At 63.5% G+C, this 17537-nt stretch carries 15 protein-coding genes; 6 read left to right on the forward strand and 9 right to left on the reverse strand.

What is annotated here, in order from left to right; all coding sequences use genetic code 11:
- Window positions 1–2 precede the first annotated feature (2 nt).
- From cyoD to cyoA, 4 genes are read right to left on the reverse strand one after another with little or no spacing between them, the layout of a single operon-like run.
- Window positions 3–437 (reverse strand): cytochrome o ubiquinol oxidase subunit IV, encoded by a 435-nt coding sequence (cyoD, locus tag HD883_RS02935; RefSeq protein WP_373563298.1) that lies wholly within the window; start codon window positions 435–437, stop codon window positions 3–5.
- Complete coding sequence (gene cyoC, locus HD883_RS02940; RefSeq protein ID WP_179587905.1) at window positions 434–1075, reverse strand: cytochrome o ubiquinol oxidase subunit III; 642 nt, start codon at window positions 1073–1075, stop codon at window positions 434–436. Before cyoC ends, cyoD begins: the two co-directional genes overlap by 4 nt.
- Window positions 1068–3071, reverse strand: a complete 2004-nt coding sequence (gene cyoB / locus HD883_RS02945; RefSeq protein WP_179587904.1) for a cytochrome o ubiquinol oxidase subunit I — start codon at window positions 3069–3071, stop codon at window positions 1068–1070. The genes cyoC and cyoB overlap by 8 nt, the downstream gene beginning before the upstream one ends.
- Before the next feature lie 51 nt (window positions 3072–3122).
- On the reverse strand, window positions 3123–4196 hold the full coding sequence (cyoA, locus tag HD883_RS02950; RefSeq protein WP_179587903.1) for a ubiquinol oxidase subunit II: 1074 nt from the start codon (window positions 4194–4196) through the stop codon (window positions 3123–3125).
- 169 nt (window positions 4197–4365) lie between these two features.
- Here cyoA and HD883_RS02955 point away from each other — a divergent pair, with 169 nt between their 5' ends.
- A complete protein-coding gene (locus HD883_RS02955) occupies window positions 4366–5712 on the forward strand; it encodes an MFS transporter (RefSeq protein ID WP_179587902.1) in 1347 nt (448 codons plus the stop codon).
- Window positions 5713–5806: 94 nt separating this feature from the next.
- Here the strand turns inward: HD883_RS02955 and HD883_RS27580 are convergent, their stop codons facing one another.
- Window positions 5807–10510, reverse strand: coding sequence for a DEAD/DEAH box helicase (locus tag HD883_RS27580; RefSeq protein ID WP_257021969.1), 4704 nt, complete (start codon window positions 10508–10510; stop codon window positions 5807–5809).
- 174 nt (window positions 10511–10684) lie between these two features.
- Here HD883_RS27580 and HD883_RS02965 point away from each other — a divergent pair, with 174 nt between their 5' ends.
- Genes HD883_RS02965 through HD883_RS02975 form a run of 3 tightly spaced genes read left to right on the forward strand, consistent with a single transcriptional unit; the run spans window position 10685 to window position 12408 of the window.
- Complete coding sequence (locus tag HD883_RS02965; protein ID WP_179587901.1) at window positions 10685–11359, forward strand: CsgG/HfaB family protein; 675 nt, start codon at window positions 10685–10687, stop codon at window positions 11357–11359.
- 9 nt (window positions 11360–11368) lie between these two features.
- A complete protein-coding gene (locus HD883_RS02970; RefSeq protein WP_179587900.1) occupies window positions 11369–11749 on the forward strand; it encodes a DUF4810 domain-containing protein in 381 nt (126 codons plus the stop codon).
- Window positions 11746–12408: a DUF799 domain-containing protein gene (locus HD883_RS02975; protein ID WP_179587899.1), complete on the forward strand. Its 663-nt coding sequence runs from the start codon at window positions 11746–11748 to the stop codon at window positions 12406–12408. Before HD883_RS02970 ends, HD883_RS02975 begins: the two co-directional genes overlap by 4 nt.
- Before the next feature lie 38 nt (window positions 12409–12446).
- Here the strand turns inward: HD883_RS02975 and HD883_RS02980 are convergent, their stop codons facing one another.
- Window positions 12447–13307, reverse strand: coding sequence for an isocitrate lyase/PEP mutase family protein (locus HD883_RS02980; protein ID WP_179587898.1), 861 nt, complete (start codon window positions 13305–13307; stop codon window positions 12447–12449).
- A 121-nt stretch (window positions 13308–13428) separates the two neighbouring features.
- A complete protein-coding gene (locus tag HD883_RS02985) occupies window positions 13429–14400 on the reverse strand; it encodes a Bug family tripartite tricarboxylate transporter substrate binding protein (RefSeq protein WP_179587897.1) in 972 nt (323 codons plus the stop codon).
- 116 nt (window positions 14401–14516) lie between these two features.
- Between HD883_RS02985 and HD883_RS02990 the strand changes: the two genes are divergently transcribed.
- Window positions 14517–14945 (forward strand): VOC family protein, encoded by a 429-nt coding sequence (locus HD883_RS02990; protein ID WP_179587896.1) that lies wholly within the window; start codon window positions 14517–14519, stop codon window positions 14943–14945.
- A 39-nt stretch (window positions 14946–14984) separates the two neighbouring features.
- On the opposite strand, the gene HD883_RS02995 is transcribed toward HD883_RS02990, so the two are convergent.
- Complete coding sequence (locus HD883_RS02995) at window positions 14985–15374, reverse strand: VOC family protein (RefSeq protein ID WP_218863266.1); 390 nt, start codon at window positions 15372–15374, stop codon at window positions 14985–14987.
- Between the two features lie 117 nt (window positions 15375–15491).
- Window positions 15492–16433: a LysR family transcriptional regulator gene (locus tag HD883_RS03000; protein ID WP_179587895.1), complete on the reverse strand. Its 942-nt coding sequence runs from the start codon at window positions 16431–16433 to the stop codon at window positions 15492–15494.
- A gap of 129 nt (window positions 16434–16562) precedes the next feature.
- Here HD883_RS03000 and HD883_RS03005 point away from each other — a divergent pair, with 129 nt between their 5' ends.
- Window positions 16563–17534, forward strand: coding sequence for a tripartite tricarboxylate transporter substrate binding protein (locus HD883_RS03005; protein ID WP_179587894.1), 972 nt, complete (start codon window positions 16563–16565; stop codon window positions 17532–17534).
- The last annotated feature ends 3 nt before the right edge of the window (window positions 17535–17537 follow it).

Here is a 17537-nt window from a genome sequence, read left to right on the forward strand (position 1 = left end):
GATCAGGGCATGTTGTTCATGTCATGCAGCATGTTCGGCATCATGTTGGTGTTCAGATGGAACATCACCCAGATGGAACCTGCCAGGGTAATCACGACAAGGACAATGGTGAAGATCAGCGCCAGCATCGTCCACCCGCCTTCGGAGCGGGCGTTCATGTGCAGGAAGTAGACCATGTGAACCACGATCTGCACGGCGGCGAAACCCAGGATGACCAGGGCGGTCGTGCCCGAATCCTGGAACTGGCCGGTCATCACGATCCAGAACGGGATCACCGTCAGGATCACGGCCAGCACGAAGCCGGTCATGTATTCCCGGAAGGTGCCGTGGCTCGAGCCATCGCCATGATCGTGATCGTGGTCGTCGTGACCGTGATGGCCGTCATCATGACCATGCGCGTGGCCGTGCGCATGCAGGGTATTGGTGTCCGCGCTCACGGCAGCACTCCCATCAGATAGACAAAGGTGAACACGCCAATCCAGACCACGTCCAGAAAGTGCCAGAACATCGACAGGCAGGCCAGGCGGCGGCGGTTTTCTGCGATCAGGCCGTGACGCTTGACCTGGAACATCAGTGTGACCAGCCAGATGATGCCGAACGAGACGTGCAGGCCGTGCGTACCCACCAGGGTGAAGAACGACGACAGGAACGCGCTGCGCTGTGGCGTCGCGCCTTCGTGGATCAGGTGCGCGAATTCATACAGCTCGAGGCCGATGAAGACCGCGCCCAGCAGGCCGGTCAGCGCCAGCCAGCCCAGCACCGCGTTGACGCGCTTGCGGCGCATCTCGATCATGGCGAAACCATACGTGATCGACGACAGCAGCAGCATGGAGGTGTTGATGGCCACCAGCGGCAGGTCGAACAGGTCGGCACCCGACGGGCCGGCCGCGTAACTGCGGCCCAGCACGCCGTGCACCGCGAACAGACACGCGAAGATCAGGCAGTCGCTCATCAGGTAGAGCCAGAAGCCCAACCCGGTGGCGTTTTCGACGTGGTGCTCGCCTGGCACGTAGAACCGCAGGTTGTCCGGCGAGCTTGCGTCGCCGGTCGCAGGGATAGCGTGTGAATTAGACATATTGGGCCAGCAGTCGGGTACGTTCCGTCTCGACGCGCAGGACGTCTTCGGCGGGGATGTAATAGTCGCGCTTGTAGTTGAAGGTGTGGACGATCGTCACGATCAGCAGGGCGGCAAACGAGATGCCGGCCAGCAGCCACATATGCCAGATCAACGCAAAGCCCAGCACCGTCGAGATACCCGCGAGGATGATGCCCGCGCCGGTGTTCTTCGGCATGTGGATCGGCATGAAGCCTTCCGAAGGGCGCTTGTAGTTGCGCTGCTTCATCTGCCACCAGGCGTCGCCTTCATGGATTTCCGGGGTGAACGCAAAGTTGTAGGCAGGCGGGGGAGACGAGGTCGCCCACTCCAGCGTACGGCCATCCCACGGGTCACCCGTGTGATCGCGCAGCGCTTCACGGTTGCGGAAGCTGACGACCAGCTGGATCAGGAAGCTTGCGATACCCAGTGCGATCAGGACAGCGCCCACGGCGGCGATCTGGAACCAGATCTGCAGCGACGGATCCGTGAAGTGGCTCATGCGACGGGTCACGCCCATGAAGCCCAGCACGTACAGCGGTGCGAAAGCCACCCAGAAACCGATCAGCCAGAACCAGAACGAGCACTTGCCCCAGAACGGATCGAGCTTGTAGCCGAAGGCCTTCGGGAACCAGTAGTTGATGCCTGCCATCAGGCCGAACAGCACGCCGCCGATGATCACGTTGTGGAAGTGGGCGATCAGGAACAGCGAGTTGTGCAGCACGAAGTCAGCCGGGGGAACAGCCAGCATCACGCCGGTCATGCCACCGATCACGAACGTGACCATGAAACCCACCGTCCACAGCATCGGCACTTCGAACTTGATGCGGCCACGGTACATCGTGAACAGCCAGTTGAAGATCTTCGCGCCGGTCGGGATCGATATGATCATCGTCGTGATCCCGAAGAACGAGTTCACGCTTGCACCCGACCCCATCGTGAAGAAGTGATGCAGCCAGACCAGGTACGACAGCACGGTAATCACGACAGTGGCGTACACCATCGACGCGTACCCGAACAGGCGCTTGCGGCTGAAGGTCGACACGACTTCCGAGAACACGCCGAACAGCGGCAGGATCAGGATGTACACCTCGGGGTGGCCCCAGATCCAGATCAAGTTCACGTACATCATCGAGTTGCCGCCGAAGTCGTTCGTGAAGAAGTTGAATCCGGCGTAACGGTCGAGGGACAGCAGGGCCAGCACGGCGGTCAGCACCGGGAAGGCGGCAACGATCAGCACGTTGGTGCACAGCGCGGTCCACGTGAAGATCGGCATCTTCATCAGGCCCATGCCGGGCGCGCGCATCTTGACGATGGTCGCCAGCAGGTTGACGCCTGACAGCAATGTTCCGACCCCCGCGATCTGCAAGGCCCAGATGTAGTAATCCACCCCCACGTCTGGACTCTGCGCGATGCCGGACAGCGGCGGATAGGCCAGCCAGCCGGTACGGGCGAATTCACCGACGAACAGCGATGCCATCAGCAGCACGGCGCCGCTGGTGGTCATCCAGAAACTGAAGTTGTTCAGGAACGGGAAGGCCACGTCGCGGGCGCCGATCTGCAGCGGCACAACGAAGTTCATCAGGCCCGTCACCAGCGGCATCGCCACGAAGAAGATCATGATGACGCCGTGCGCCGTAAAGATCTGGTCGTAGTGGTGCGGCGGCAGGAAGCCGGCGTTGTCGCCGAAGGCGATCGCCTGCTGGGCCCGCATCATCAGCGCATCGGCAAAGCCGCGCAGCAGCATGATGATGCCCAGGATCATGTACATGATCCCGATCTTCTTGTGGTCAATGCTGGTGAACCACTCTTTCCAGAGGTAGGTCCAGAGCTTGAAGTAGAACAGCACGCCCACGAGCGCCAGGCCGCCCAGCAGCACGGCGGCGAAGGTGACCAGCAGGATGGGCTCGTGGAAGGGAATCGCCTCCCACGAGAGGCGGCCGAATATTAGCTTGGTGAGATCGAGTTGTTCAGACATCTTGGGTACCGATGCGGAAAGCGCGGGAGAGAATTACAGGAAGACGATCGGTCACAGGGGCACGCTCGCGTTCGCGGAGCCCGACAGGTCGGTCGGGGTGCACATGGCGCCGACATACGTCTTGGCCTTGCTGTCGTCGATACCCAGGCGCTTGCGCGACGCGGTGTCGAGCTTGGCGACGTTGTACGCACCGGCCATCCCGAGGCCGCCGCGCTGGTCAACGGCCATCATGTCCTTCATGCACATGCGGTTGGCTTCGACGCAACGGTTCAGGATCGCGTCGTACAGGCCAGGGGCCACCGTGGCGAAATACTTGACCGGATCACGTTCGCTGGGCTGTTCGAGCTTCAGGTACGCATCGCGGGTCAGTTCGCCGGCATTGCCTGCTTCGGCCTTGGCCTTGGCGACCCACTTGTCGAAGTCGCCTTCGCTGACGCCGTGGAAGCGGAAACGCATGCCCGAGAAGCCCGCGCCGCTGAAGTTCGCCGAGAAGCCTTCGTAGTCGCCAGGGTGGTTGATCACCGCGTGCAGCTTCGTTTCCATGCCCGGCATTGCGTAGATCTGGCCAGCCAGGGCAGGGATGAAGAACGAATTCATCACGGTTGACGAGGTGATCTTGAACATGATGGGCCGATCCACCGGCGCCGCCATTTCATTGACCGTGGCAATGCCTTGTTCCGGGTAAAGGAACAACCACTTCCAGTCCAGGGCCACCACTTCGACGATCAGCGGCTTGACGTTCGCCGGCAATTCGCGCGTGGCGCTGACCCGATCCAGCGGTCGGTAAGGATCCAGCTTGTGCGTGCTGACCCAGGTCAGCGCGCCGAGCGCGATGATGATGAGCAGCGGTGCAGCCCAGATCAACAGCTCGAGCAGGGTGGAGTGGTCCCAGTCCGGCTCATACGTCGCTTCTTTGTTGGACGCGCGGTAACGCCACGCGAACAACAATGTCAGCACGATGACAGGTACGATAATGATCAGCATCAACACTGTTGAATAGATGATCAGATCGCGTTGCTGGGCGGCGATGTCGCCGGAGGGGGAGAGCAGTACCGCGTTGCAGCCCGCCAACATGGCGACGGCGGGGAGCAAGAGCAGTCCGCGAAATTTCTTGAGGGTGGGCATTGCCGGATTGACGAAAACGTACCTTGGGAAAGGATGCAAAATGTACGCTTACCCGGGCGCTGCCGGAATTGGACATTTTGTCCTATGGCGGCCCGGGGCAGACAATGCCATCCTACGGCCGTTCGCGCATTATTGGCGCAATCTCATTCCGAATCACTGAGCAAGCACGATGTCCAGCACCACTACTGAGCACCACGCCGAGCCGCACTCCTCTCAACTGGAGAACGACGCCCGGCTGGTCACCACCAGCCACTCCAAGGTCGCCCCGGGTGAAATCGCCATTGGCGTGATCATTGGTCGGGCGTCCGAGTATTTCGACTTCTTTGTATTTGGCATCGCTTGCGTGCTGGTGTTCCCCACCGTGTTCTTCCCATTCGAAGAACGCCTGGAAGGCACCCTGTACTCGTTCGTGATCTTTTCGTTCGCGTTCGTGGCCCGCCCGATCGGTACCGCGCTGTTCATGGCGATCCAGCGGCGATGGGGGCGAAGCGCCAAACTCACGGCCGCCTTGTTCCTGCTGGGTACCGCCACCTGCGGCATGGCCTTCCTGCCGGGCTACGCCTCGCTGGGCAGCGCCTCGATCATCCTGTTGGCCTTGTTCCGCGTCCTGCAGGGCGTGGCGTTTGGCGGTTCGTGGGACGGCCTGCCGTCGCTCCTGGCGCTGAACGCCCCGGCCAACCGCCGCGGCTGGTACTCCATGCTTGGACAGCTGGGCGCACCGATCGGTTTCATGATCGCCAGCGCGCTGTTCCTGTATCTGTACGCCGAACTGTCGCTGGGTGACTTCCTTGACTTCGGATGGCGTTATCCCTTCTTCGTGGCCTTCGCGATCAACGTCGTGGCGCTGTTTGCCCGTCTGCGCCTGGTCCTGACGCAGGAATACACGCAGCTGATGGAAGAAGGCGAGCTGGAACCCGTGCCGGTGACGGAACTGGTCCAGGCCCAGGGTTACAACCTGTTCATCGGCGCGTTCGCTGCCCTGGCCAGCTATGCACTGTTCCACCTGGTGACGGTATTTCCGCTGTCATGGATCGCATTGCGTTCGTCGCAGTCGATTACGGACGTGCTGTTCGTGCAGGTGATCGGCGCCTTCGTGGGCATTGGCGCAACGATCGCGTCGGGCCTGATCGCCGACCGCATCGGTCGCCGCACCACGCTGGGTATTCTGGCGGTGCTCATCGGCATCTTCGCGGTGTTCGCACCGTGGCTGATCGATGGCAGCCCGCTGGCGCAAGACGCGTTCATCCTGATCGGCTTCGCGCTGCTGGGTGTGTCGTACGGCCAGTCGTCGGGTACCGTGACCGCCAACTTCCTGCCGCGCTTCCGTTACACGGGTGCCGCCCTGACGTCGGACTTCGCCTGGCTGATCGGTGCGGCGTTTGCACCGGTGGTGGCATTGGGTCTGTCGGCCAACTATGGTCTGGCTTACCTGAGCGCCTATCTGCTGTCCGGCGCGGCGTGCACGCTGCTGGCACTGCGGATCAACAAGAATTTCGAGGCGCGCGACTGGTCGTAAGATCGATGCGGTTTTGAAAGCTGGATGAAAGCCGGCCGGTTCTGTTGCAGAGCCGGCCGGTTTTTTTTGTGCTGGCGGTGTTTACCTTCGGGGGTCAGCGTCGCATCTGCAGGGCGGCTTCGATCGCCGGGCGGTCGTCGGCGGGCAGTGATTCCGTCAACGTGAGGTCGCCGCCGATCACCGTCGCGACCGGCAGTCCGTCATTGAACACCAGGCGATTGGTGGCCAGGGACGGGACCTTGTCCCCGGGCAGCACGGTGCCGACCAGGTTGACCGGGTCGGAGGCGGACACGGCGACCAGTGTGCCGTCCAGGGGGCGGTTGCGGACGTTCCGCAGCAGCGGAATGGCCTCAGGCAGGGCGAACTGCTCGCCTGACAAACCGCCCACGAAACGCCCCCCGCGGATCTCGCCCCGCGCTTCCATGCGGTGGAACACCTGCAGCAGGTCGCGCCAGGGAGGCAACCAGTCCGGTTCGCGTTCCAGAATGCGCCAGAAAACCACACCGTAGCGACGCAGGAGTACGTTGGCGATGTGTTCCAGGGTGGCTGGATCGGTGCGGGGGCGGCGGGTATTGGCGAAGTGCTGCGAGGGATCCCGGGCCGCCGGTGTCAGGGCGGTGACGGCATCATCGGCGTCGACATCCGCGCTGGACGGCGCCCCCGCCTTGCGAAGCGCCGCCCAACGGCCCGCTTCGTCCATGGTGGCGGGGCGGAAACCGCCTCTGCCACGGCGTTTGCCCGGGCTGATGCGCTGCGTGGCAGGCAGCAGCAGCGCACGCAGGCCTGCAAAGCTGTCGGCGTTGACGAGGCCGGCGGACACAAGCTCACCCAGGGCGTTTTCCAGTTCGGTCGGCAACAGGCGGGCGTCGGTCACCAGTTCGTCGAAAAACATCGCGCCGTGTTTCAGTAACGCTTCATGGACTTTGCCGGCGCGCGGCGAGACGTCGGGGTTGCCCACCAGGGTCGGCAGCGCGGTCCAGGTCGCCAGGTGCCGTCGGGGCAGCAGGACGATAGGCGTGCTACGGACCGGTCCGCCCGTGGCGTTCGACTGCCCGGCCAGCCGGGTCCAGACGACTTTGCCCGCTCGGCACAGGTCGTCCAGCCACGACGGCGAATAATCTGTGACGCGGGCGGGCAGCAGCTGACCTTCCCAGGCGGCGGCCGCGGCGTCGAAGCCTTCCAGCTGCGCGACCGCTTCGGAGACCGCTTCGGGGCCTTGCAGGCGGGTGTCGGGTGTCAGGTGCTGCCATTCCAGCAGGAAGCGCATGAAATCCTGCCGCTCGACGGGCTCGATGTCGCGACGCAGGCGGCGGATGGTATAGCGGTGGATGCGCGCCAGCAGGTGGCGATCGCACCATTCTTCGGCGGTGGCGTCGGGGGTGAAGCGGCCGCGCAGCACCGTGCCGTTGGCTTCGAGACGGGCCAGGGCGGTCCGTGCGGTGGACAGGTTCAGCGACAGCGGGGCGGCCAGTTGCTCTGGCGTGACAGGGCCGATGCCGGACAGGCGGGCGCGGAGGAGGTCGGTGATGGCGTCGTCGACGGTGTCTTCGTCCGGAAAGCCGGTTTCGTCACTTGAAGATCGGTCGGAGGAGCCGGGAGTGAAGGCGTCGGGGTAGATCAGGCGAAACTGTGCGGCGCGTTCGATCGGCGCCCAGAGGGCCGCATGTGAGGCGGACGGCTCGGCAGTGGGCCCGGGCTCGATAAGAAATGCCCGGCCGCTGGCAGCCAGCGCAAGCAGCCAGGGCGTCCAGGCGCCATCAGGCTCCGCTTTTACCGGGGCCGCTTTCACAGGCTCCGCTTTCACAGGCTCCGCTTTCACAGGGACCGGTGACGCTGCCAACGTCGCTCGGTCTTCAGCGTCCCCCACGCCGCTACCCCGCAAGGCCTCCGCTTGCGTCACGCACCCCAGCGCCATCAAGGCTTCGTGCATTTCATCGGCATTACGCACGTGCGGCCAGGCTTCCGCCAGGACATCGGCGATTGCCTGCGCGTCGAGCGCGCCCAGGTCGTCCGGTGACGACGGGTCGGTCCAGCGGCGGTTGCGGACGGCCTGCGTACGGCGCTCTTCCAGCGGCGCATCATCCAGGAAGGCATACGGATGCGCGTTCAGGATCTCCATGGCGAGCGGAGACGGCGCGGGCAGGTCGCGCGCGATCAAGCGAACCTCGCCTTGCTCGATCCGTCGCAGCAGCGCCAGCCAGGCGTCGCTGTCCATGGCGTCATGCAGGCAATCGTCCAGGGTTTGGTCGACCAGCGGATGGCTTGGGATGTCACGCTCTCCCACCACGTTTTCCAGGCAGGCCGCCTGATCCGGAAAGACCGACGTCAACAGGTCGTCGCTGCGCATCCGCTGCAACGGCGGCGCCACTTTCCGGCCGCCGGTAAAGCGTGGCAAGGCCAGGGCTGTTGTGGCATTCCAGCGCCACCGCACGTTGAACAGCGGCGCGTCCAGCAGGGCCTGGATCAGGACATGTTCGGCCGTCTCGCTGCGCAGGTAGCGCCACACCTCGTCCAGCGCAAAGCTGTGCTGCGTCGACAAGGACAGCACGATCGCGTCTTCGGTCGCGGCTGCCTGCAGCTCAAAATTGAACGCTCGGCAAAAACGCTTTCGCAGCGCCAGGCCCCAGGCACGGTTGACCCGGCTGCCGAATGGCGAGTGGATCACCAGCTGCATGCCGCCGCTTTCGTCGAAGAAGCGCTCCATGATCAGCGTGTCCTGGCTGGGCAGGGCGCCCAGGGCCGAGCGGGCACGGGCCATGTAGTCGACGATCTGCGCCGCGGCCGCATGGGATATGCCGACGTCGTCGACCAGCATGTCGATCGCCGCATCGAGGTTCGGCGCAGATGCTTGCTGATGTGCCGCTTCGCTTACCGCATCACAGCCTGCTGCGCGCGCTGGCTCGAATGCCGCTCCATAGCCGAGTTCGCGTGTTGCTTCGTCCAGTGCGCCGTGTGCCGTCTCGCTTTCTGCTTTGTTCGACGTGCCGTGCGCTGCCTGCTCTGTCCGGTTGTCCGAAACTCCCAATGACCGGTCAATCGCCGCGAGCAGCCGGCCCACGCCCATCGACAGCTCGTCGCTGCGGCCCGGCGCCTCCCCCAGCCAGAACGGGATGTTCGGCGCCGCGCCATGGGCGTCTTCGACCCGGACCTTGCCGCTTTCGACCTTCACGATCCGGTATGACGTGTTTCCCAACTGGAAGACATCGCCGGCCAGGCTTTCCACCGCAAAGTCTTCATTGACCGTGCCGATCGACAGGCCCTGCGGTTCCAGCAGCACCGAAAAATCCGCACTGTCTGGAATCGTTCCGCCCGACGTCACCGCCGTGAGCTTGCCACCCCGCCGGGCACGCACGGTGCCAGCAACCGAATCGCGATGCAGGTAGGCGCCGCGCACGCCGTTGCTGCCGGTGTACCCCTCGGCCAGCATGCGGATCACCGCGTCGAAGCTCGTGCGCGACAATTTGGCATAGGGCGCCGCCCGCCGCACCGTCTCGAACAGGTCGGACTCGGCCCATTCCCGCGACGCCACCTCGGCCACGATCTGCTGCGCCAGGACGTCCAGCGGCGCTTGCGGAATGCGCAAGGTATCGAGCTCTCCCCGCCGCACACAGTCCAGCAGCGCCGTGCACTCGATCAGATCATCCCGGGACGTGGGAAACAACCGCCCCTTGGGCGTGCCGCCCACATGGTGACCCGAGCGCCCGACACGCTGCAAAAACGCCGCAATGCTGCGCGGCGACCCGACCTGGCAGACCAGATCGACGTCACCGATATCGATGCCCAGTTCAAGCGACGCCGTCGCGATCAACACCCGCAATTCCCCGCGCTTAAGGCGCTGCTCCGCATCCAGCCGCGTCTCCTTCGCCAGACTGCCGTGGTGCGCCGCCACCAACTCGGGCCCCAGGCGATCCGCCAGATGCCGCGCCGTCCGCTCCGCCATCCGCCGCGTGTTCACGAACAGCAGCGTCGTTCGATGCAGCACGGTCAGTTCCGCCATCCGGTCGTAGACCCGCTCCCACACATCATTGGCCATGACGGCTTCCAGCGGCACCGGTGGCAGTTCCAGCGCCAGGTCCCGTGGCCGCCCGTGCCCGATGTCCACCACGGCACACGGCCGATCTGCGCCGACCAGGAAGCGCGCCACGGCATCCAGCGGCTTCTGCGTGGCCGACAAGCCGATGCGCACCGGCGGCGCGGCGCACAGCGCGTCCAGCCGTTCAAGACTCAAGGCCAGATGGCTGCCCCGCTTGCTGCCCGCCACCGCATGGATCTCGTCCACGATCACCGTCCGCGTCGTCTTCAGCGTCGCCCGGCCGCCGTCCGATCCAAGCAGCACATACAAGGACTCCGGCGTCGTCACCAGGATGTGCGGCGCCCGCTTGCGCATGGCGTTGCGCTCCTGCTGCGTCGTGTCGCCCGTGCGGACCGCGGTGCGGATGCCGGGGGCAGGCAGGCCAAGCTTGATCAGCTCATCCGTGATGCCCTGGAGCGGCCGTTCCAGGTTGATGCGGATGTCGTTGGACAGCGCCTTGAGCGGCGAGATGTAGACGACGGTGGTTTCGTCGGGCAGGGAACCCTTGTGCTCGATTGCGTCGCGCACCAGGGTGTCCAGCGCGGCCAGGAAGGCGGTCAGCGTCTTGCCAGACCCGGTCGGCGCGGCGATCAGGGTGGACTGGCCGGATTGAATGAGCGGCCAGGCCTGTTGCTGCGCGGGGGTGGGTTCGGTAAAGGCGGAGGTGAACCACGCGGTGACGGCGGGGTGGAAGCTCTCGGCAAGGCGGAAAGGGCGGGCGCACATCGTTGATAGGTGGAGGCGGGGGCGGCATTGTCAAGATGAGCAATCGTCCAGTCTTGCACCTTTCCAATCACGTTTAGACAGCCGTTTCGTAAATACTCACCGAAAAGTATTAACTCTTATTGTTTCTAATGACACATAACGTTACTATCGCGCACCCATTCTCCCGAGTTCAAAATGAAAACTATTTTCCTACCGGTCGTAGCGTCTATTGTCGGCGCGTTGGCACTTGGCGGATGCGCCGTTGAACAGTCGCGCACGCTTGAGGTTAAGCAGGTGGCATCTGCGAATACCGCATATACGGGCGTCCAGAATCCGGTGGCGGTTGGCAAGTTCGATAACCGTTCCAGTTATATGCGCGGACTGTTTTCCGATGGCGTTGACCGGCTGGGTGGTCAGGCGAAGACCATTTTGATTACTCACCTTCAACAGACAGGGCGTTTCGCGGTGATGGATCGCGACAACATGGCCGAGACACGTCAGGAAGCAGGCATTAACCAGCGTTCACAAACCCTTAAAGGCGCCAGCTTTATCTTGACTGGCGATGTGACGGAGTTCGGTCGCAAGGAAGTGGGCGACATGCAGTTGTTCGGGATCCTGGGCCGTGGCAAGGAGCAAGTCGCCTATGCAAAAGTGAATGTGAACGTTGTGGACGTTCAAACTTCGCAAGTGGTTTTTTCAGCAGTCGGTGCGGGCGAATACAGTTTGTCGAATCGCGAGATTATCGGCTTCGGCGGGACGGCAGGTTATGACTCCACCCTGAATGGCAAGGTGCTGGATCTGGCGATCCGCGAATCGGTCAACAAGCTGGTCGCAGGGATCGAATCGGGCGCATGGCGGCCTACAAACTAAGCGATCGCCATGACCATTTCGATTAAAACCGCGCTGCGTGCCGTCGCCGCGCCCGGCATTTTGCTGCTTGCGACTGCGTGCGTGCAACAGCCACGCCCCCTTTACTACTGGGGTGGTTATCAAGAGCAGGTTTACGATTACTTCAAGAACGCGGGTGGCGGATTCGAGAAGCAGATCATTGCCTTAGAGGCGGACACTGAGAAAGCCCGAGCGACCGGCGCCCAATTGCCGCCGGGTTTTCATGCTCACTTGGGGCTGCTTTACGCGCAAGTTGGCAAGGAAAATCAGGTCATCCAGCAATTGGAAACCGAGAAAACTCTTTATCCCGAATCGGCCAAATATATGGACTTTCTGATCGCTAGATACTCGGGTTCGGGAGAAAAGAAATGAACGTACGGTTTTGTAAAGCGACTCTCGCAGTCTCCTTGCTTTCACTGAGCGTCGGTTGTGCGGCTCCGGCAAGGTACGACTACACCGCATACCGTGCGAACCGGCCGGCGTCCATTGTCGTGCTTCCTCCACTCAATAAGTCGATGGAAGTCGCCGCTAGTTACGGGGTCTTGTCACGGGCAACGGCGCCATTGGCTGAGGCGGGTTACTACGTGCTTCCGGTTGCACTAGTCGACGAAACATTGAAGCAGAACGGCCTGGCAATGCCAGACGACATGCATAACGCTCCGCCGACGAAACTGCGCGAAGTATTCGGCGCTGACGCCGCGTTGTACATGGAAGTCACGAAGTATGGAGCTACCTACGCGATCTTGGCCAGCGACGTCACCGTCACAGCGAATGCCAAAATGATTGATCTTCGGAGCGGAGACGTGCTCTGGGCAGGTTCTGCCAGTGCGTCCACCGCAGAACAGCAGAGCCAAAGCGGTGGCGGGCTGGTCGGACTTCTTATTGTTGCGGTCATCAACCAGATCATCAACACGGTCGCAGACGACCGGAGCACGCAGATGGCTGCCATTACCAATCAACGCCTGCTTGGCGCTGGGCAGTTGAACGGTCCGCTTTATGGCCCGCGTTCGCCAAAGTATCAAAGCGACTGAGGCAGCGACGATTCAGGAAGGCTTTCGCCCTTCCTGAATCAATCTCCCGTCGTAGTCCGCTCCACATCAATCAGGTCCTGCAAGCGGCTGGTCGCATGCGCCGCTTTCATCTGCCGCCCGACTTCGCCAGGCGCCATGTACGGGTTGGGGGTGTCGTTCGCCAGGGATTCGTAGGACTCCTTGACCGCCTTGTACATCGCGGCGAACGCGGAGCCGGACGACGCGGCCAGGCGGTAGCCGAGTCCGGCCAGGTCTGTACGGGACAGGGCGAACGTGGAAAATCCATCGCCGGGCGCGAAGATCATCAGTGGGGCGGGCAGGCGTTCGCCGAGGTAGCGCATCTGCTCCGGGTCGCGGGTGTGGACGAACAGCATGTCGGCGCCGGCCTTGTGGAAGGCTTCGGCGCGGCGCAGGGCGTCGTCCATGCCGCCGGCGCGGATGGCGTTGGTGCGGGCGATGATCAGGGTGTCGGGGTTCTTGCGGGCGGCGGCGAGTTCGCGCAGCTTCTGGACCATCAGGTCGGTATCGATGAGGCGTTCGACGCCGAGGTGGTGGTGCACGCGGCGGGGCAGGTACTGGTCTTCGACTTCAAGCGCCGCATAGCCAGCGGCTTCGGACAAGGCCATGGTGCGGTGCATGTGCACCGGGTCGCCCCAGCCGCCGCCGGCATCCAGTACTAACGGGATGTCACAGGCCGAACGGATGTCCAGGCCGAGTTGCGCCATTTCATGCAGGCTTAGATTTGCCTCGGTCACGCATTTGAGCCAGCCGAGCGACCCGCCACTGACGTACGCGGCGTGAAAGCCCGCGTCTTGCGCCAGGCGGGCCATCATGGGGTTCAGCGCGACGGGGGCAACGATCAGCTCGTTGCCGGCAATCAATTGTTTGAGCGTGTTCAAGTTTGTCTCCGTGATCGTTTTTGGGGATGACGACGGGTGTTGGATGTCGGGCGCTGGCATAAGCGTGTCGGCATGGGGGCGGGTTGCCGCGGGCCGATCCCGGTCCACCTCGTGCCCGGAGTCATTCCACGGTGATGCCGCTGGTCTTGATGACGTCGGCCCACTTGCGCGTTTCCTGCTGCATGTAGCGCGCGAACTCTTTCGCGTCGCCCTTGAAGGGTTCGATGCCTTGCGCGGCGAGCTGGTCGCGGACTTCCTGGCTGTCGGTGGCGGCGTCGAGCGCGCTGGACAGTTTCTGCACGACCGGTTGGGGTGTGCCGGCGGGTGCGACGAGACCGAACCAGATGCGCGTTTCGTAATCCTTGACGCCGGCCTCGGCGACCGTCGGCAGGTCGGGCAGCAGCCTGGATCGGGCCAGGCCGGTGGTGGCCAAAGCGGTCAGTTTGTTGTCTTTGACGAAGGCGAGCACGGTGGGTGCGGGCGCGAACATGACGGGGACCGAGCCGGCGAGCAGATCGGTGATGACCTGATTGCTGCCTTTGTACGGCACATGGGTCATTTTGGCGCCGGTGGACATGCCGAACAGTTCACCCGACAGATGCGACGTCGTGGCGACGCCGGATGACGCAAAGAAGATCTTGCCGGGTGTGCGTTTGGCGGCGGCGATCAGGTCGGGTACGGACGTGACGCCCAGGCTGGGCGCCACCACCAGGATGCTTGGCACGGTGGCGGCCAGCCCGACCGGCGTGAAGTCGCGGAACATGTCGACCGGCACGTTCTTGAGCAGGGCGGGGTTGACCGAATTCGAATTGCCCGCCATGAAGAGTGTGTAGCCGTCGGGCGCCGCGCGCGCGACCTGGGCGGCCGCAATGTTGGTGCTGGCGCCGGGTTTGTTCTCCACAACCATGGGCTGGCCGAGCAGGTCGCCCATCTTGTTGGCGATGATGCGGGTGGCGACATCGGTCGCGCTGCCGGGCGGAAAACCGATGACGATCTTGACGGGATGATCGGGGAAGGGCGCGTCAGCGGCGTGGCCGACGGCAAGCACGGACGCGGCAAGGCCCGCGGCGATGCCAAGGCAAAGCTGTCTCATGATGCATGTCTCCTGTGGCGCAGGCTCTGCGTCCCGCTACGGCGGATTATGGCGTTTTTCTTAGCCGTGTCAGCAATTTATTATGGGGGCCTGAAGCATCCACCAAGGAGGTCACCATGGAAACGAATCAACTGCATCGCGGCCGGCTGATCGATCATCTGCAACTGGTCGTGGCGGATCTGGCAGCCAGCCAGCGTTTTTACGGGGCAGTGCTTGCCGTACTGAACGTGCCGATCGGCGGCACGGGGCCGGGCTATTTCTGGGCGGACGAGTTGTTCGTATCGTCCGCTGACAGCGAGGCGGCGCAGGGCAAGCTGACCGGCCGTCATCATCTGGCGTTCCAGGCGGACGGCACGGCGATGGTGGATGCTTTCTACCAAGCCGCGCTCGCCAACGGCGGCACGGACAACGGCGCGCCGGGCTATCGGCCCTACCACCCGGGCTACTACGGCGCGTTCGTGCTGGACCCGGACGGCAACAATATCGAGGCGGTTTTCCACGGCGCGGCGACGCGAAGCGCGCCGTCGGTGACCGTCACGTTCTGAGTGGCGCGGCACTCACTTGGCGTGCCCATCGCGTTTCAGTCAATCCGCTTGCAGCACCGACAGGATGTTCCCGGCCGGGTCTTTGAACCAGGCGATGACAGGCCCGCCGTTGTCGCGGCTGATGCCTTTGGCGTCGGTGCGGATCTCGGGCTGATCGTAGTGTTCGAAGACGACGCCTTTCTTGACGAGGGCATCGACTGCCACGTCCACATCGGGCACCGCAAAGTTGAGGAGGGTGAACGTGGCCGGTACGTGGTCCGCCTTGGGGTAGCAGATGACGCTGCTGCCGCCGGGCAGGCGGATCTGGCCGATGCCGTTTTCTTCGGCGGCGTCCAATTCGAGGACGTCGCGGTAGAAGGCGATGGTGCGAGCAACGTCGGGGGACGAAAAGCCGCCGAATGCGTGGCTGTGGGCGAGGATGCCGGGCATGATCGATCTCCTTGCGCGCGGGGGCGCTTGGCATGCGTTGTGGATGGCGACCTGTGCTGCGGTCAGTACTACGACGATCGGCTAATACGATAATCGACAAAGCCGCGCACGCGACATTCAGCCACGAGCCAGCCGCCTGGGCCTTGGCTTTCCGTTCACGGGGCGGCCGCCATCTCGCTCGGCGGCTTGCAAGAACTCCACGAAAGCCGTGGCCGCTGGCGACAGCGATACGCCTGCCCGGTGCACGATGGCCACGTCGCGCTGCACCACCGGTTGTGCCAGCGGTTTCCACGCCGTGGTCTGGGCATCGGCCAATGCGGTGGCGTAGCCCGGCACGATCGCGACACCCAGACCTGCTCCGACCATCCCGATCAGCGTGCCTACATAGGTCGCTTCGAAGGCGGGCACCAGGCTGATGCCGGCATCGGCGCATCCGCGTTCGGCCAGGTCGCGAAACACGCTGCCCCGCGGGAGGGCGAGGATCGGCACGTCGGCCAGCTGTTTCCATCCCAGCATGCGGACCTGGGCGAAGGCGTGGTCTTTCGGGAAGACGGCGACCAGCGATTCACGAAACAGCAGGATCCGGCCCAGATCGGGTTCGTTGTCATCGAAGGTGCCGATGCCGATGTCGGCCGCGCCGCTTTTGACGCGGGGCAGTACTTCGTCGGGCAGCGAGTCGCGCAGGGCGAGTTCGATGCCGGGGTAGCGCTTGCGGAAGCCAGCCAGGATGCGAGGCAGGTAGGTGCTCGACAGGACCAATGGCGCGGCGACGACGACGCGGCCTTTCTGCTGCGCAACGAGTTGGTCGACGTTGGCAATGGCGTGGGTCAGGTCATCCAGGATGCGTTCTGCACTGGCCAGGAATTCGAGCCCGACCGCGGTCGGGCTGACGCTGCGTGTGGTGCGGTCGATCAGGCGCGTGTCGAGCACGCTTTCGAGCTCGCGTATGAGCAGGCTCAATGCGGATTGGGTCAGGTGCATGGCCTGTGCGGCTTTGGTGAAGCTGCCCAGGCGCGCGACATGAACAAAGGCCTGCAGTTGGCGAACGGTCAGATTCATGAGCTTGGCTCATTGAAATATAAGAAAGATTCGTTTGAATTATAAATGCCCGCGCCATGTAATGGCGTTGCGGCTGGAACGCATACAACGAGCAGGGCGCATCGACGCCTTGCCGATCAAGGAGACGACATGAACACTCGACACGCAGGGATCGTCGTGGCTGCGGCCATGGCGCTCGCACCGCTCGCCGCTACGGCCCAGGACGCCTTTCCTTCCCGGCCCATCAAGATCACGGTGGGTTTTCCGGCAGGCAGTTCGACTGACGTCGCCACGCGTGTGATCGCGAACAGCCTGGCGGACACCTTGGGCCAGTCGGTGGTGGTCGAAAACAAACCGGGTGCCAGCAGCGACATCGCGGCCCGCCAGGTGGCCGGGTCACCGCCCGACGGCTACGCCCTGTTCGTGGTCACTATCGCCAATGCCATCAACACGAGTTCGAAGAGCACGTCGTTCATAGACGTGACGCGCAGCTTCTCGCCAGTCGCCATGATGGGCAATGTCCCGAACGTGTTGGTCGCGCATCCGTCGCTCAAGGTCAAGACGGTGCCCGAACTGATTGCCGCCGCGAAGGCCAAGCCGGGCGGCATCACGTTCGCCTCGTCGGGCAATGGCACGTCGCCCCATCTGGCGGGGGAGCTGTTTGCATCGATGGCGGGCGTTCAGCTGCTGCACATTCCGTACCGCGGCAGCTCGCCCGCCGTGGCCGACCTGCTTGGCGGGCAGGTTGCGATCATGTTTGGTCCGGCATCGACGGTGCTGCCGCACATCCAGGCCGGAAAGCTGGAGGCCCTGGGCGTGGCCAGCCCGGCAAGAACCGCCACCTTGCCAACCGTGCCGACGATTGCCGAAGCGGGGCTCAAGGGCTTCGATTCGTCAGTGTGGTTCGGATTGGCGGCGCCGGTGGGCACGCCCGAGGCCGTGACGCGCAAGCTGGTGGAAGCGGTCAAGGCCGCCGTCAACGCCACTCAAGTCAAGGCGCAGTTCCAGGCGCAAGGCATCGAACCGGTTGACGCGGGCCCCGCGCAGTTCGGCCGCTACATCGGCACGGAAGTGGACAAGTACGCCAAGGTCATGCAGGCCGCGGGCGTGAAACTCGATTGATTA

It is taken from the genome of Pigmentiphaga litoralis, assembly GCF_013408655.1.
GTDB classification, from domain to species: Bacteria; Pseudomonadota; Gammaproteobacteria; order Burkholderiales; family Burkholderiaceae_B; genus Pigmentiphaga; species Pigmentiphaga litoralis_A.

What these genes read in the sequence shown, in the direction of transcription:
- cyoC (WP_179587905.1), bottom strand. Translation starts at nt 1,075, where the DNA reads ATGTCTAATTCACACGCTATCCCTGCGACCGGCGACGCAAGCTCGCCG.
- cyoB (WP_179587904.1), bottom strand. Translation starts at nt 3,071, where the DNA reads ATGTCTGAACAACTCGATCTCACCAAGCTAATATTCGGCCGCCTCTCG.
- cyoA (WP_179587903.1), bottom strand. Translation starts at nt 4,196, where the DNA reads ATGCCCACCCTCAAGAAATTTCGCGGACTGCTCTTGCTCCCCGCCGTC.
- HD883_RS02955 (WP_179587902.1), top strand. Translation starts at nt 4,366, where the DNA reads ATGTCCAGCACCACTACTGAGCACCACGCCGAGCCGCACTCCTCTCAA.
- HD883_RS27580 (WP_257021969.1), bottom strand. Translation starts at nt 10,510, where the DNA reads ATGTGCGCCCGCCCTTTCCGCCTTGCCGAGAGCTTCCACCCCGCCGTC.
- HD883_RS02965 (WP_179587901.1), top strand. Translation starts at nt 10,685, where the DNA reads ATGAAAACTATTTTCCTACCGGTCGTAGCGTCTATTGTCGGCGCGTTG.
- HD883_RS02970 (WP_179587900.1), top strand. Translation starts at nt 11,369, where the DNA reads ATGACCATTTCGATTAAAACCGCGCTGCGTGCCGTCGCCGCGCCCGGC.
- HD883_RS02975 (WP_179587899.1), top strand. Translation starts at nt 11,746, where the DNA reads ATGAACGTACGGTTTTGTAAAGCGACTCTCGCAGTCTCCTTGCTTTCA.
- HD883_RS02985 (WP_179587897.1), bottom strand. Translation starts at nt 14,400, where the DNA reads ATGAGACAGCTTTGCCTTGGCATCGCCGCGGGCCTTGCCGCGTCCGTG.
- HD883_RS02990 (WP_179587896.1), top strand. Translation starts at nt 14,517, where the DNA reads ATGGAAACGAATCAACTGCATCGCGGCCGGCTGATCGATCATCTGCAA.
- HD883_RS02995 (WP_218863266.1), bottom strand. Translation starts at nt 15,374, where the DNA reads ATGCCCGGCATCCTCGCCCACAGCCACGCATTCGGCGGCTTTTCGTCC.
- HD883_RS03000 (WP_179587895.1), bottom strand. Translation starts at nt 16,433, where the DNA reads ATGAATCTGACCGTTCGCCAACTGCAGGCCTTTGTTCATGTCGCGCGC.
- HD883_RS03005 (WP_179587894.1), top strand. Translation starts at nt 16,563, where the DNA reads ATGAACACTCGACACGCAGGGATCGTCGTGGCTGCGGCCATGGCGCTC.